The sequence below is a fragment of the Paenibacillus sp. FSL H8-0283 genome (genome assembly GCF_045040675.1).
Lineage (GTDB): Bacteria > Bacillota > Bacilli > Paenibacillales > Paenibacillaceae > Paenibacillus > Paenibacillus amylolyticus.
On record NZ_CP150295.1, the window covers coordinates 3918918 to 3934590 of the forward strand.

At 43.0% G+C, this 15673-nt stretch carries 18 protein-coding genes; all 18 read right to left on the reverse strand.

Features of this window, described 5'->3' with window-relative positions; genetic code table 11:
• The 18 genes from MHI52_RS17485 to MHI52_RS17570 all read right to left on the reverse strand — a co-directional run bounded on the left by MHI52_RS17485 (position 1) and on the right by MHI52_RS17570 (position 15629).
• On the reverse strand, positions 1–1317 hold the full coding sequence (locus MHI52_RS17485) for a hemolysin family protein (protein WP_036613746.1): 1317 nt from the start codon (positions 1315–1317) through the stop codon (positions 1–3).
• 341 nt (positions 1318–1658) lie between these two features.
• Entirely contained in the window at positions 1659–1829 is a 171-nt protein-coding gene (locus MHI52_RS17490) for a hypothetical protein (protein WP_164783390.1), read from the reverse strand.
• Between the two features lie 90 nt (positions 1830–1919).
• A complete protein-coding gene (locus tag MHI52_RS17495) occupies positions 1920–2444 on the reverse strand; it encodes a hypothetical protein (RefSeq protein ID WP_405157352.1) in 525 nt (174 codons plus the stop codon).
• A complete protein-coding gene (locus MHI52_RS17500) occupies positions 2434–2856 on the reverse strand; it encodes a MerR family transcriptional regulator (RefSeq protein WP_405157353.1) in 423 nt (140 codons plus the stop codon). The genes MHI52_RS17495 and MHI52_RS17500 overlap by 11 nt, the downstream gene beginning before the upstream one ends.
• Positions 2857–3084: 228 nt before the next feature.
• On the reverse strand, positions 3085–4668 hold the full coding sequence (locus MHI52_RS17505) for a sigma-70 family RNA polymerase sigma factor (RefSeq protein WP_405157354.1): 1584 nt from the start codon (positions 4666–4668) through the stop codon (positions 3085–3087).
• Between the two features lie 233 nt (positions 4669–4901).
• On the reverse strand, positions 4902–5360 hold the full coding sequence (gerQ, locus tag MHI52_RS17510) for a spore coat protein GerQ (protein ID WP_036673979.1): 459 nt from the start codon (positions 5358–5360) through the stop codon (positions 4902–4904).
• Between the two features lie 75 nt (positions 5361–5435).
• The gene (locus MHI52_RS17515; protein WP_076217086.1) at positions 5436–5858 is read right to left on the reverse strand and encodes a cell wall hydrolase; all 423 of its coding nucleotides are present in this window, start codon (positions 5856–5858) and stop codon (positions 5436–5438) included.
• A 160-nt stretch (positions 5859–6018) separates the two neighbouring features.
• A complete protein-coding gene (locus MHI52_RS17520) occupies positions 6019–7704 on the reverse strand; it encodes a hypothetical protein (protein ID WP_340386536.1) in 1686 nt (561 codons plus the stop codon).
• Positions 7705–7908: 204 nt separating this feature from the next.
• A complete protein-coding gene (locus MHI52_RS17525) occupies positions 7909–8658 on the reverse strand; it encodes a glucose 1-dehydrogenase (protein WP_017688133.1) in 750 nt (249 codons plus the stop codon).
• A gap of 147 nt (positions 8659–8805) precedes the next feature.
• The gene (locus MHI52_RS17530; protein ID WP_017688132.1) at positions 8806–9198 is read right to left on the reverse strand and encodes a DUF2500 domain-containing protein; all 393 of its coding nucleotides are present in this window, start codon (positions 9196–9198) and stop codon (positions 8806–8808) included.
• Between the two features lie 209 nt (positions 9199–9407).
• Positions 9408–9977 carry a hypothetical protein gene (locus tag MHI52_RS17535; protein WP_076328567.1) on the reverse strand — a complete coding sequence of 190 codons (570 nt, stop codon included), beginning with the start codon at positions 9975–9977 and terminating at the stop codon, positions 9408–9410.
• Positions 9978–10230: 253 nt separating this feature from the next.
• Positions 10231–11334 (reverse strand): collagen-like protein, encoded by a 1104-nt coding sequence (locus tag MHI52_RS17540; RefSeq protein ID WP_036613740.1) that lies wholly within the window; start codon positions 11332–11334, stop codon positions 10231–10233.
• 315 nt (positions 11335–11649) lie between these two features.
• Positions 11650–12243 (reverse strand): C39 family peptidase, encoded by a 594-nt coding sequence (locus MHI52_RS17545; protein ID WP_405157355.1) that lies wholly within the window; start codon positions 12241–12243, stop codon positions 11650–11652.
• Positions 12244–12285: 42 nt separating this feature from the next.
• Positions 12286–12828: a GNAT family N-acetyltransferase gene (locus MHI52_RS17550; RefSeq protein WP_405157356.1), complete on the reverse strand. Its 543-nt coding sequence runs from the start codon at positions 12826–12828 to the stop codon at positions 12286–12288.
• A gap of 44 nt (positions 12829–12872) precedes the next feature.
• Complete coding sequence (locus tag MHI52_RS17555) at positions 12873–13367, reverse strand: AAA family ATPase (RefSeq protein WP_405157357.1); 495 nt, start codon at positions 13365–13367, stop codon at positions 12873–12875.
• 143 nt (positions 13368–13510) lie between these two features.
• Entirely contained in the window at positions 13511–14257 is a 747-nt protein-coding gene (locus MHI52_RS17560; protein WP_405157358.1) for a class I SAM-dependent methyltransferase, read from the reverse strand.
• A gap of 109 nt (positions 14258–14366) precedes the next feature.
• Positions 14367–14792 (reverse strand): NUDIX hydrolase, encoded by a 426-nt coding sequence (locus MHI52_RS17565; RefSeq protein WP_340017656.1) that lies wholly within the window; start codon positions 14790–14792, stop codon positions 14367–14369.
• A 57-nt stretch (positions 14793–14849) separates the two neighbouring features.
• Positions 14850–15629: a phosphotransferase gene (locus MHI52_RS17570; protein WP_405157359.1), complete on the reverse strand. Its 780-nt coding sequence runs from the start codon at positions 15627–15629 to the stop codon at positions 14850–14852.
• Positions 15630–15673 lie beyond the last annotated feature (44 nt).

A 15673-nucleotide genomic window follows, 5' to 3' on the forward strand; every position in this document is an offset into this window, starting at 1 on the left:
CTACGCGCCTTCTTCTTCAACCAACAGTTCCAGCTTAATCACATTTACTCGGGAAATCCGCTTATGCTCTGTCTCTTGAATGACAAATACATAACCCCCATACTCAACCGATTGACCGACCTCAGGTGGAATGGCATCTACTCTGGAGTATAACCAGCCCCCGATGGTATCGTAATCGGCACGATCCATCTCCAGTCCGAATCGTTCGCTGACTTCTTCAATCAGCATCAATCCATCAATAGAGTATTCCATCTCATCCACTTGTTCAATGACAGGACGCTCATGGTCGAATTCATCCTGAATCTCGCCTACGATCTCTTCCATGATATCTTCAAGTGTGACAAGGCCGGAGGTTCCGCCGTATTCATCAATCAGAATCGCAATCTGTGTCTTGCTACGCTGCATACGTTTGAGCAGATCACTGATTAGCGTGGTATCTGGCACAGCCAGGATGGGCCGGATCACAGAGATGGTATCCGTAAGTTGGGATCGCATCAGATCCTTAATGTGAATAAAGCCGATAATATGATCCTTGTCTCCGTTATATACCGGATACCTTGTTCGCATACTCTCACTGGCAATCTCCAGATTCTCCAGCATGGACTCATTGGCATTCAGACAGATCATTTCCGTTCGAGGAATCATAATTTCACGGGCGGTTGTATCCGTAAAATCAAATATATTATCAACAAGTGCTAATTCAGTGTTATCAATTAAACCGCTCTTATTGCTTTCTTTCATCAGAATGCGTATTTCATCTTCGCTATGTGCGGAGTCCATCTCCGAAGCTGGTGCCATTCGGAACAGTCTCAACAAGCCGTTAGCCATACCGTTCAGTGCCCATATGAATGGATACATTAACTTGTAGAAGAACGTTAGCAAAGCCGCAGACCACAACGTGATCGTCTCAGACTTTCGAATTGCCATCGTTTTGGGAGCAAGTTCTCCCAGTACAATGTGCAAGATCGTAATAATCACAAATGCAATGGCAATAGAGATTCCATGAACGTAGACTGGTCCCAGTCCAAATGCGGTAAACATGGGCTCTAACAGATGTGCAATTGCCGGTTCTCCCAGCCACCCGAGTCCCAGTGAAGCCAAAGTTATACCTAGTTGGCAAGCTGACAGATATGCATCCAGATTACGTACGATATTGGAAGCATAGATGGCATTTTTGTTGCCTGTTTCCACCAAAGCCTCAATCCGGCTTCCACGAACTTTCACCATCGCAAATTCTGCCGACACAAAGAAACCATTCATTAATACAAGTAAACCAATGATTACTAAATTTAAAATACTCGGTAAGGGGTCACTCAAATTTTCATCCTATTCGCCGTCATTCTTCGGCAAATAGGTCCACCTCCTTCGAAAATGTAGGATATTTGCCATTCTGCCGCTCATATGCAATTTCAACTTCCCAATGCTTCCACCTCCACCTTGTTCTGTCGAATAAAAAAGATATGCTTCTTTTATTATATAATTCTAAACTACACAGTCAATCCGTGTCCTATGACAACGAAATGGCACAAACGCCTTTTTTCTTTAACAAAAGTCTCGATTACGCTGTTTCCCGGAAAAATTTTTACTCAATACGCCGTTATGCTTCCTATTTTCTCAGTTGTATTGAGTGATTAACTTTCAGATCATTAGATAGTTAATCACTTATCATTTTCTGTAATACGTGTGACTGCTCGAATTACAACATCAGGATAGTTATTTTGAATGATGATTTTTGCTTCAGCTATACTTTCAGCTCTCAATTCTCGAGTGTATATGATCCCATAAGAATCTTGGAATTCTACGGAATATTCGATTGCCTCTTGGTCCATTTTTATCACCTGCCCATTGTTATTGTGCTTTACATATCACATTATCAATAAGTTTACGCATTCGTAAAATACGTTGAGCGCTCCCTTCCACTAGTAGTTTATTCGGTAGTCCTTTTCAAGATAAGCATATTCACTGTCCCTTGTTTGATACGTCCTTGGTCTGATAACTAATAATTCACTATCTGAGCCAGCCTTGCTAGACGAATTAATTTCGAGTTTCATCACTCGTTCAATGACTTGATGATCGATATGCTCATCATCTACATCTTCCTCATCTACAAAGCGAACTGTTATGTCCTGTTTTATTCCTTTCCAATTTAGATGACTACTTTGATAACATAATTCCACATTAATCAATGCCTCATCACAATCTATTCTCGACTGTGTATAAAACTCAATAAATACGTCTTTGTCTCGTGACAATAATTTTATTTCACCTGTTTCTGTTTCAAAATTCCCATTCAAATTTAATCCTCGATAAAGACCATTTGGGAGGTGAATACGTAATATTGCATTTTCATTTAAATTATTGGTATGGGTGAGCTCAATCCATAAATGATTCATTCCTTCTTCTTTTTCCATCTTTTTTTTAGCCAACCGTAAATTAAGCATCATTAAACTCCCCCCTTAAAACCTGTGAGACAGAATCAATTACTTTCTGTTTTAATTCGGCAGAAACTCGAGGACTTAATGTAATTGAAACATCATCTGTTATTGTCAGAGTTTCGTTTTCCAAGACACGATCTGGGCTATATAAATGCATCAATTGGCCGATTTTTTCCACTTCCTCTACAGAAAGAAGCTTCAATTTTTCTTGAATGGATGCTAAGTTCTCACCAGTTCTTGATAAAGTTATAATTGCTCGAAAATAATGAATGTGTTTATCGGTGTATACTCTTTTATTTCCTACCAACTCTAACGGAGGAACCATGCCTATTTGTGTATAGTACCGAACCGTCCTCAGATTCATCTTAGTATCATCTTCTTGAAGAATTTCTGAGATACGCTTTGCAGTGTACTGATTCATAACCTCACTCCTTTACACTTTAGTTTATACCTGTACAGTAAACTGTAATATGTACAGTTTACTGTACAGGTATACATCTAGTCAAACAACTATTAAAAAAGGAGAATATCATTTTGAGAAACATAACTAATTCTTAACCAAACCAAAGAGAGCATCCTCGCTCATGCTTCCGCATGGCTGGATACTCTCTTTTTGTAATACGTTATTTCCTCAGATTCTATCCGTTAATTACGATGTCGACTCAGTCTCCACTACGGTTTCCGAAGCGGGATTCCAGCGCCACTTCGCTCGTCCCCCGCTTGCGTTATGCAATCCACCGATCCAGAATTCATCCTGCTTCAGCAATGCCCAATCGACTTCTCCATTCAACACCTGAATTCCGAGTTCCGTTAGCGACAGGATTCCGTCACGGAATTTTTCATCATGCTGCTTGAAATTAGGGAAAGTGGTTGCACCGCTCATCTGAAGAAGAGCATGAGGTCCTTCTGTCATCCGCTTCAGATGTGCCCAGTATTCAAGATCACCCATCCCGAGAATATGCAGCTTGTCTCCTACCTCGCGAAATAATGGATACGGATGCTCCACACCTGCTCTAATGGTTTCCAGTGTTGTCTGCTCAATGAGTCCCAGACCGTTCGATACAGATGGCAGACGGGACAAATGTGCCTTAAAGGCAGCTTTCGCAAAGGGTAGCGCAGAAGTATCTGCCTGCAAGTAATCCAGATGATGCCGGAAATCAGTCGACGTATAGGCTTGCCAGAACTGTGCACCGGCTTGTAACTCGTTTTTCTCAATCACATGCCAACTGCCGGACAGACGTTCAATCTGTGTGGAGGTAAGCTGTCCCAGTCCTCTAAAGTGCTCAATCTCTGGATACGAGTCAATACAGAGTAAATTCAGTTTCGTATTCTGGAGTGCTTGTCCTTTGAAATAATGCAATAGATAAGATAACATCGTCTGATCATAGAGATCGTATTCGAACCATAAGACAATTTCCTTGTATTGTTGAAACGAATTCAACTTGCGTTCAAGTTCCTCGATCTTCAAGTATTCCGCCTGTGGAATGCCCAACTGCTGCTCTAACACGGATGCCCGAGTCTGCCGCTCCTTCGTATCTCCCATCTCTTTGGCTACCGGACCGAACGTGTACAACTCTCTCCATACCAGGATGTCTCCCTGAATTCCACTCTCTCTTAAACGATTGGCAGCGTGATCCCCATTCATAATGTGTAACAATCCTTTTCCCCCTTCATACAAGTCACTGAATACAGAGACCAGATCCCTTACTGGCATAGAGCGCTTAAGTTTGGATCGGGCATCGAACAGTCTTTTCTTTAATGCAGGTACCTTGACCCCGAGGAAATCCGATATTTCCTTGAGCGAGTATCCTTCCAAATAAAACAGTTCAACAGCAATCCGCATCGATGATGGCAGTATTGCAATAGAATCACGCAGGGTACGATGCATTTCGTTTTGCACCGCTTGTTTTTCCGGATTATGCGCCTGATCCTCTTCATGGAATACATGCTCCAGCTCCTGAACTGGAATCATGGTATGTTGCTTGCGTCTTAGCCAGCGATAACACTGCCTCTCCACGATCACCTTGAACCACCCGGGAAAAGCCTCAGGAGCTTCCAGCTTGGACAGATTGCCAAAGGCTTCAGTAAATGCCTCCTGTACGACATCTTCAGCCCAAAATGTATCTCCTAAACGATTGTAGGCAACAGCAAGAGCCATCCCGCGATATTGAGACATCAGTTGTGCGTAAGCATCAGTTTCGCCCTTCATCGCTCCTTCAATCCATGAATTCAATGCTATGGACTCCCTTCATATAAGCATGCTGCTTGTTCTATTCATGTATAAGTGCCATGTTATCGCCAAAAGGTTACGTATAACTCTAAACCTAGAGTAACCTTCGTATATATGTTTATGTAAAAAACTGTCCTGTCTGCGGATTACCTCCACATTCAGGACAGCGAAGTAAATCAGTATGTGTTAGACATGTGACATGTCAGTTATCAATCAACATGATGAGGTGAAAATGGTTATCTGCTTGGAGCTTGCGGGTAATTGCCTACCACGCCCGGATATTGATACAACAACGGCTCATCAAATGTAGCATAGTCGAAGTTGACCATCAACAGCATGATTCTTCTACCTGTCTTCGGGTCACTGATGATAATATGATCACGGCCCGCTGCTTCAATAATACCTTGGAATATGCGAGCGTTCCATTCTTTGTTGCCTTCATATGTCATGTAGAATGTACCGAATTTACCAAGGTTCAGACGTAAAATATTCTCAATGTATGATTGCTCAAACTGTGGAGCCGTTGTTGTAATCACTGCACCTGTTGGTGTCATTGGGCTTCCACTGGATACGAGTGGCGGTACACTTGTGGAGCTTGGTGATACCATCCCTGGCGTTGGTGACATGGCAGGCATTCCGTTACCAATTTTGTAAGACGTACCTTGAACCTGAGAATTAGCTTGTTGACCCATCACAGAATTTGCTTGCTGACCCAGTGTTTGAGTTGTTGGTTGATAAGGCTGATTAATCATGATGATTCCTCCCAAAATTTAATATACTTCCGGACAGTCTTCGCCTGAAGGACTGAAGAAACAATGCGCTTTGAAACGTCCTGTATTTTGCTGGTCATACCACGTTGCCGGACACTCGGCCACAGGTCGGAAGAACCACAATGAATTGCTGGCAGGCCAGAAGCGCTCTCCATTAATCACCCGTTGTGCGAGACGTATCTCGGACTGTCTTGCCCGTTGGTAAAAGTACCCCTTCTGTGTTGACTCGTAGCCTCCTGGATTCTGGAATACCATACGATTGATATCGCGAATATCCTTAAAGTCCAGACAATCCACCAGCACCCGGTTCACACTTACATTGCCCACAAGCAACATACCCTGTTCGCCGTCACCTTCAGCCTCTGCCCTCATGAGCCTAGCCAGCAGCTTGACGTCCTCTGAGTTGGCTTTAATAACAGCCATAGTCTGTTTCCTCCCTTGTTTCAGCTGTTCATCACCGTACATCGTATTGTGCAGGAGCCCATTCGGTGACACGATTCCATCTTTTTTCCATAAAAAAAAGCCCGGAACCTCACCCAAGGTGAAGTCCCGAAGCAACTCGTTTCTTATAATACTCGCCTGTTTAAGGCTTGGCTTCAATCCAATAATCATAGGCATGAACAATGTTGCCTTGGTAAGCCTGATATTCGGCCAGCAGATCAGGAAGCTTGGCAAGCTGAAGTTCCATCTCCGCTGCCCCTTTTTCATAAAAAGAAATATGAGGACCTTCGTGGTTCTGCTTCATTTCGACCGAAATCATCAACCTTTTACCGAAACGATCGGCGATCTCCATCTCCTGACTCACAACAGCAGCAATCCCATTGGAACCTTCGGCGTTGTTACGGAAAGCCATCAGCGACACATGATCGAGTGTACGGATCATAAATTCAGCCACAGATGTATCCTTTCCTGGCAACGCGAAGCTATCCAACCATACAGCAAGGTCTGCGCTTGTTTCGAGATCACTGTCCTTCTTCGTTTCTTCCTGGAAAAATGTAATATTGGCAGCCCATTCGGTCAATAAGGTGTCCCGACTATTCTCCCACTCTGGCAAAGTGTAAGGCTCAATATCCAGATGGATGCCTTCAAATCGTTCATCCGGTTCGGATTCAGCATTATAGTTTTTCACATAATCAATCAAGCGCTTAATGCGTGGACGATTCTCCTTCTTGCCCCAGATCGGATGTCCACCCATCGCATGGATCTCTATGCCCTGCGCTTTTGCCCGTTTCACAAAACTACGATAGCTGGAATAGGGTTGATCCAGGTCCAACCGGACATACAACCAGTTAATATTCTGCTCTCTAGCAAATGCTAGTATGTGCTCTCCCCCGTCATTCGTCACCTGAGAGGCCTCCCAGATATACGTTCCCCGAATCTCTGGCTGATTGGATGGAGTCTCCGGTGATGGCAGTTCCGACGGCTCCAGTTGTCCCCAGTATACGATGTCATGTACAGCAGAACCTGCGTAGGAACTATGCTCGCCGAATGCGGAGGCAACTTCTTCAATAACACTTTCCAGTTGTGCTGCACCTTTCCCGGCAAATGACGTGAACTCCTCGCCAGGCATGGGCTTGGTGTTCAACCCAACCGTGACGCTCACATTGCTGGCATCGGCCCAGTTCATTTCCTGTTCAATCAAACGTATGATACCATTGTTCCCTTGCGCGTTATCACGGTAAGCGAGTAAAGTGACATGCTCCACTTGTTCAATGAACCAACGTGACAATGGTTCGTTATCTGCATCCTCAGAAACTCTATTTCCTGTGACGGTATAGGAATCCAGCCAAAATGGCAGGTCAATATTCACTGCAACTGCGCCATCCTGTCTCACTTGCTCAAATAACAGATTCATATTGGCTACCCAGGATTGTACCAGTGGTTTAGCATCTTCTTTCCAGGCTGGTAACACATAGGGCTTGATATCCAGATGTATGGCATTAAATTGCTCGTTGGGTTCAGCAGCTTGATTGTAATCACTTATCCAAGACGCTAATCTGAGCATGGGACCTTCACGGCCACTTAGTGCCCAGGATGGATCGCCTCCCAGCGCTTCAACCGCAATACCTGCACGGCTTGCTTTGGCTATAAACGTCTGGTATACCTCTTTGGACAGCGTCATGTCTACATTCACGTACAGCCTGTTTATCTTATGTTTAGCTGCATTGGCCAACAGCTCATCTCCGTTGCTAACAGACTGTGCCTGCCATACCCAGGCCGCCCGTATATCTGCGCCGTCAGCTTCAGCAGGTGACTCATTACCTATCATTATCATCCCTCCGATCAGCAGTAACAGCCAAAATACCTTCCGGGATTGTTTCCCGAACATATACTCCCTCCATTCCTCTACTGTTGTAAAATCACATTTATTATAGCAACCGAGTTATTAAAAACAAATAAGCCCAAGTGCTTAACTTGGGCTTATCACTCTGAAGTTGGGACAGCTTAGGGCTCGCCCGGTTCAATCCCGGTTCTAGTCCTCATATATCATTTTTCGGGTCATGCCTCCATCAATAACGAGGTTGGTCCCTGTGACAAAGGTATTGCTTGGGTCAGACAAATATAAACAAGCACGGGAGATATCCGAAGGAACACCCACACGACCGGAGGGATGCTGTTCATGATCCTCCTTTTTCAATTTCTCCACGTCTCCTGTCTCAATCCATCCCGGACTGATACAATTGACCCGAATTTGGTCCTTGCCCAGTGAGACCGCCAGCGCATGTGTCAGAGCTACAATCGCTCCTTTGGATGCGGCATAAGCTTCGGTATCCGGCTCAGACATCAGTGCACGGGTAGAAGCCATGTTGATAATGGCACCCCCGTGTTCATTGCTTTTCATATGTTTGGCTGCTTCCCGACTCGCCAAAAAGCAACTTCTCACATTGGTATTGAGTACATCGTCCCATTCTTCCAGCGTCAGCTCATAGGGTGACTTCCACTTGGCGAGTCCTGCATTATTCACCAAAACATCAATTTGTTTGAATTCTTCCACGGTTGTCCGAAACAGATTCGTAATATCCTGCTCGCTCCGAACATCACATTGGACAAAGATGGCTTCTCCGCCTTCGTTACGAATGGAAGCTGCCGCTGCCGCCCCTTCTGCTTCCTTGTAGTCGGCAAGTACAACTTTGGCTCCAGCGACTGCATAAGCCTCAGCCACACTTCGTCCTATTCCCTGAGCGGCCCCGGTTACAACAACGACCTGATCTGTAAATGACATATTGATTGCCTCCTCTATGGTAATGATCTTTTGATCATAATCTCATTAAGCCTCTTCTTATATAAAAACACGTTAGGTCCATTAAGAAACGCTTGTCCAGTAAATAATCAAAAAAAGCTCACGCCATTCTGGCGCAAGCTGCTCAGTTTAACCCCGTAGGCGTTCAGAATATACGCGATTATATCGCTCGAAGCCTACATAACGCGTTCCTTTGAACGAGAGCCGTCCTTCATCCCCCTCAGCACACAAACCATACTCTTCGCCATTGACTTTGAATTCGAGCCGATCCCCACTTTCTACTTCAAAGGTGACGTAGTATAACGTTCGTGCTGTACTCCCCGGTTCAGATTGCGACTGACTCATCTTCATCCGTCTGCTGGTGATACGTGAAGGCACGGTCAATAGCGGCTCCGAGTTGTTGCGTCCCCACCTCCATACCTCCTTTCCCATCGACAGAAGGACTATACCTATAATCAGAACAAATACAACCGGAAAGACGGTTCCAAACAAATCAAACATCCAGGATGATTCAATGCCCATGTCTCTCCCTCCGTTCATACAACTTAGGACAGCCGGAGTCTTGACCCGTCTCCTGTAATGTATATGCACGTAAACAAAGAACTTGTTATCCGGATTGAAATCGAACGGTGTGAAGGGAAAAACCCTCCGGCAGAATACCAAAGGGTTGCTTCATAAGAAAATAAGTACTATTTCATTATCTAATACATTGCTTAACTAGCAGCCTTGTTTTACTTAAAGGTTGTTGCAAATCGTTGATCCGACAATATAACCTGATTAACCTGTCCCTCTTTTGTCAGCATAAACGATGCACGATAGATAGCCAGATCATCTTTTTCCGCTTGTAGCGACTTCTCATCCAGGAATGTTTCCTTCTGAATATGATAGGCATAATCGATATTACGTTCAGATTCGACCAAAACATGTTCCTTGCCATACAGATCGAGAATCTCTTGATGTGTCATCCCCGCCTCTGCCCCGCGAGCGGTCTTAAAGTACCCTTTCGAGTCCTTATTCAAGATGATACTAACGACTTGGGCATCCCTATAACCAATCGTGATTCCGTTATTGTATTGATAGGATTGACCCACACCGGTTGATGTTCCCTCACCGAGGATTTTCTCCGTCTCTTCCTGACTCATTCCATACGTAATCTTATCCTCACTGTCGGTCTTCGTCACAGCCAGATCCTGTTCTGAAAATTCGTTTGGATTGAATTTGCTATTGCTGCAAGCCGTGACCATGATTAATAATAATGCTGCAACAACCCATGTAATTTTTCTCCAGTGTCCATTCTTCATGCACTCACCTCTGATGTTTTTCCAATATTTTATCATATTATCAACTGAAAAAATAATTAGTAGTGACGTTTTCACCATTCCTCACAAAACAAAAAGAGTATCCGATATGTAGTTACTCCTGTACCATTATCCGCTCCAACTGAGATAACAGCCTCAGGTAAAGCACTGCTATCTCAGTTCAAGCAAACCCATGTTACCGTTGTGGATGCATATTTAATAAAGTTGAGGAGAGTTTGCTAGCCTGTTAACGGACTCATGCTAATTGTGTGATCACAAGATGTGCGGATACAGGTCTAGTTCCGCCCGCAAGTGGCGTGATTGTTAATGCTGTAGCATTACCAGCCGGGTTCCGCACGGTCAGAATAGAATTAATCACGGTTGTCTGCACCAAAGCCATACCAACAATCTGAGACGTTCCCGTTGCTCGCCCAACTACAGTAGGAGCCAAATCTGCCCCATTGAGAGTTAAGATTAATTGACCGGCTTCATTGATGCTCACCTGGAACAAAATCTGATACGTACCAATGGCTGCCAGATTGAATGAACTAGGCCCCGTACGTGCGATAGTTGTTCCACTTGTCGGCCCATCCTGAGGAAAGCTTACATCAGTACCGGGAGCAACCGTTGCTGCATTATCAGGTGGCATCAGTGCGAAAAAGTCAGCAAATCCCAGTACGCTTCCGGCTGCTCCTGTTGCACCTGTACCTCCCGTGGCTCCAGCTGGACCCGCTACTCCTGTAGCACCAGTCGGGCCTACTGCTCCTGCTGCACCGGCTGGCCCTGCCGGACCTACTGCTCCTGCTGCACCGGCTGGCCCAGCAGGGCCTACCGCTCCTGCTGCACCGGCTGGGCCTGCCGGGCCTACTGCTCCTGCAGCTCCTGTCGCACCCGTCGGCCCAACAGCTCCAGCAACACCTTGAGGCCCAATTGCCCCGGCAGGTCCAGGATTACCCTGCGGACCTTGTGGCCCTACGGCCCCTGCTTCTCCCGGAATCCCCTGTGCTCCCATAGGTCCAGCAGGCCCGACCGGACCTTGAGAACCTACCGCTCCAGCAGGACCAGGCTGTCCCTGAGGCCCTTGTGGTCCAGGTGGCCCCCCTGCTGGTCCTTGAGCTCCAGTTGGCCCTTCAACCCCTTGTTTACCTGGAATACCTTGTACGCCCTGTACGCCTTGTATACCTTGTGGTCCTGTTGGGCCAACGACAGTAGGGGTAGATATATTCACTTCTGGAGGCGGACATTTTACTTGAACGAACTTTTTGACCACTTTCAATCGGCGTTCTTTTCTTTTAACTTTACACGGATGGAATGTTGCCTTTTTTCTCTTCATACGTTTCTTCACTTCTGAATGACTCACAGTGTGGACACCTCCCTATAGACATGGTTTAACGTACGTATGTAGATGAAAAGATGCGTGGACGAACAACCATTTTAACTAAAAAACTCCGCTAATTATCAGGTAAAACAATAAAATCAGTAGCAACTGCCTATACGTTTGATCTATTTTGTTCAAAACCATTAATTGAGTCGAGCTGGTTTACGTGAGGAGATTTGTTCAAAAAAACTCATGCCATTTGGGCATGAGTTGCTTGGTTTAACTAAGCAGACGTTCCGAATAAAGCAGATTAGTTCGTTTAAAGAAATATATCTTGTCCCTTGAAAGAGAGCCGTCTTAAATCTGCATCGGGTGTACGACGATATAGGAGTTTTGAGAAAAAGGTAACCACGACCTCCATAACATGTTGAGTTCATTTATGCTGATTTTTCGATTGTAATATTCTTCATCACAATTAATCTTGTAGTCTAACGATTCTGCCAAGTAAAAATGCGTTTCATCATAACCAACGACGGGAACAAAATGCAAATAACGTTGTTTGGGATGTACTCTAATAAATAAAATAACAGGTACCCCTTGGCTGATCTGTTTCTTTAACGTATTCACATTACCACGTAAGTACATTGCCTGATATCCTAGTTTTTTAAAAAAAACAACGACCGCTTTGGGATATACCGTACCATCAAGCAATTTGCGAGGATAGGTTTCATAAAGCTTTGTTCCGTTGGACTCCAAACCGAAATGTCTCAAGACAAACGCACTGGAAAATGCAGCGCATTCGTAGTTTTTCTGAATATCCAACCGATTTGAAGATTGAATGTAATATGTGCTTGGCACATTGACTGTGTACATGCGATCTTTCTTAGGAAAACTGAAATAAAGGGAGATCACCCAGAGAATAATCAACCAAAGTAATACATTGAGAAACAATACGTGACCTCCTTCGTTTCATCAGACGATGTACTCTACCGTTTAAGTATGCCATTCACTAGACAGCAGACTATACGTCACAATATTCTCATAATGATCGTAAACCCATTGAGCTTCTCTGGATGTTCCCTCATATGAAAATCCGATTTTCTCAGGTATAGCCCTGCTTTTAAAGTTGTTTTCTGCACATTGAATGATTACACGATTTAACTTCAACTCGTTAAAGAGATATTTAAGCAATTGTTCTATTGATTTGGTAATGATTCCTTTGCCCTGTGCTGACTCAGCTAAAAAATATCCAATGCTCGTTGCTCGATTCGTCCAATCAATATAATGCAATCCTAACATCCCAACCAATTGTTCATTGAACCATATTCCGGAATCAAAACCGTTCTTCTCTTCATAATTATGTGTCCATACTTCAATTACAGAATCTAAATCGCTGGGCGATTGTCTTTTATCGACCCAGAGTAACCACGCTCTCAAGTACTTTCTATTCTCATCAATTAACGCATACAACTCATCTCTATCTCGAGATTGGATCAGCTTTAATACAATAGATTCATTCACTTGAAAAGGCAGCATCCTGTTCCTCCCACTCAATCTAACTATTAGGTTATTTTAAATCTTCATTCAACACACCAGTTCTTTAAAACCCATTCTTTAACTTGTTCAGCTACTTCCATTGCTGTAAGTTCTGTCGTATCAATTGTTTGCATTGGCGGGTCAAACGCAGTTTCCGAATTCTGGAGTAACCAGTTGGCAAAACTTTTGTGATCTTCAACTAGGTTCTCGTCCCACCCACGGGCTCTTAAACGCGTCTCGCGAGTAACATCGTCACAATGCAAATTCATATATAGAATTCGATCAAATCGATCTATGTAATCCGACGATGCAATGTTTTCCGGAACCATCGTTCCGCATAAAACAGTCCCTCGTCCACTTAGCGATATGTTATACGCAATCCTCAACCAATTCTCTTTGGCAATCTGCCAATCCACGTTATCGATGATATCCATATCAAAGACGTCAAATTCGGGAAGTTGATTCCGAACATGCGAAGAGATCGTTGTTTTTCCTGTTCCACTTGCGCCTGTCACTATAAAAAGCGGTAATCTTCTCATAACTAGCTCCTTTAGTTAAAATAAAATTTGATCTATTACGTTCTCCATTGATCTGCTTTCAACCCATAAATAATAGCGATATATAGGTAGCAGTATCCATTTGATATTTAAACATAGTCCACTCTCCGATTCATTTCATTTAATCATCGTTTTCTCGCTTTAATCACAAAGGATACAGGTAACATCTTTGCTCTTTTAAGGAGACTATCGCTATTATTATGTAATTGCATGATATCCTCATCGGATTCTTCTATCATTTGTTCAATGACAAATCCCGCTTTTGCTAACGCATTGACATAGGTTGATAGTTGACGATCAGCCAAGGTTAATTCACCCTGACAAAAGTCAGGAGATACCGCATACCACGATTCATCAGAATACGGCTTATTGAAGACAAATCTATCATTTTCTTCAACGACACATCTATGAATTGGATGAGACCAACTGAAAATAAAAATACCATCTTTCTTTAAATAAGAAGCGATTCGGCTGAAAGTACCTTCAAGATCGGTTGTCCAACCTATGGCATAAATCGAATACACAGCGTCAAAATAATTAGTAGGAATCCCACATTCCTCTTCCATGGGTGAACATATCAATGTTGCAGGAATTCCGTATGTCCTCAAGTGTTGTTGTGTCTTTTCTATCTGTTTCTGGGATATATCCATACCCCACAGTTCACCTGCTTTGCGGTCTCCATGATACTGCAAGGATTGACCATTTCCACAGCCCACCTCTAACATCTTTAAACCTGAGACATCACCAAAAAGTTGGTGTTTTTCTTCCGAGATAAATGCTCCATAATATGGAAGCACGATTGCTCTCAAAAAGTCATTCCCTTTTGTATCCCAATAAAAGCTGTTTGTTTCATAAACACTGTGCTTGTTCATCTGATAGCCTCCTTTATACACTACATTCAGAACATTACTTGTTACCTTCGTTGAAATATGTAATCTACATCGACTCGTTTCAATGATTGAACTTCCTTCTCGGAAACTTTTAAATATTATTCTTATCGCTGAACTCAATGCAAAAAGGTTGCATCTCAGGGTTTAAGCAATACTCTATTCTTTCTCTGAAGTTTTTCCATTCGACTTTTAAAATGGCTTCTTCAATCGGAAAGAAACCAGACTCTAAACTCTCCGTTGATGTGATTAATTCTCCTCCTATTGGTTTGGCTAGAAATAATGTGTTACATATTGAATTCTCGATATTTTGAAATATTCCACAGAATTTGATGATTTCAATGTCGATACCGGACTCCTCTTTCGTTTCTCTGATCGCAGCTTGACTTAGAGATTCTCCTTCTTCTACTTGACCACCTGGCATTTCCCAACCTCTTCGTGGTCCTCTAATAAGTAATAATTCATTTTGTTCGTTGATCACGATTGCAGCGGCAGATAAGATATGTTTTGGAGGGCTCATTGATTCGACTCCTTCTAGAGAGATTAATATACGTTTGAAGAACAATTTATAGCCAGACTAAAAGAAGTTATATATCCCGTCTTCAAAATAATTATATTCTTCATCCGTTATTCTTAACTTTCCATACCCGTTATAAAAGATTTCTCTATCTCTTTCATTATCAAACGCATTATGTTTCGGTCTAATGGCTAATGCTACATCATATCTTGGATCGCCATAAGCTGCTCCTGCCCAGTCAATAACTCCAACAATATTGCAATCATTAACTAGCACATTATCTATAGTAAAATCTCCATGGATGAAAGTGTTCTCTATTGGTTTTGGTCTTCCTTCTTTCAACTGTTGAAGTAGTTCTGCTGATCCGTCTATAGCAAAGTGAGTTAGATTATATTCTGCTTTATTAAGCATTGTATCTAACCAAGGACTGTCATTGTTCAATAATTCAACAGGACAATAGCATTCATGTATTTTCTTTAAACAAAGTCCAAAGTTAAAAATCGCTTTTTCTTTACTTTTAAGGTCAGGCATCTTAGAGAGAAATTCTCTTAAACTTATTCCATCAATATAATCCATCAGAAGCCATCTTGATGTGTCCTCAGTATGAAATGAATATACCTTTGGAACAGGGAGTCCCGTATGGTAAAGGTATTGGAGCACCTTATATTCATCGGATAACCATTCATTATAAAGATCGTTTTCTGTCTTCTTGATGATGTACTTTTGATCAAACGTATCCAGTATAGCCACAGTAGAAGTATGACCTTGCTTAGGAAAAGTGATTTTCTGGACTTCCCCTATATGTTCTTTTATTTCAATTGGGAGATCTTGAATGTTCATAGTTTTATCCTTTCTACTATCTCGGACCTTTATCACGAATTCCA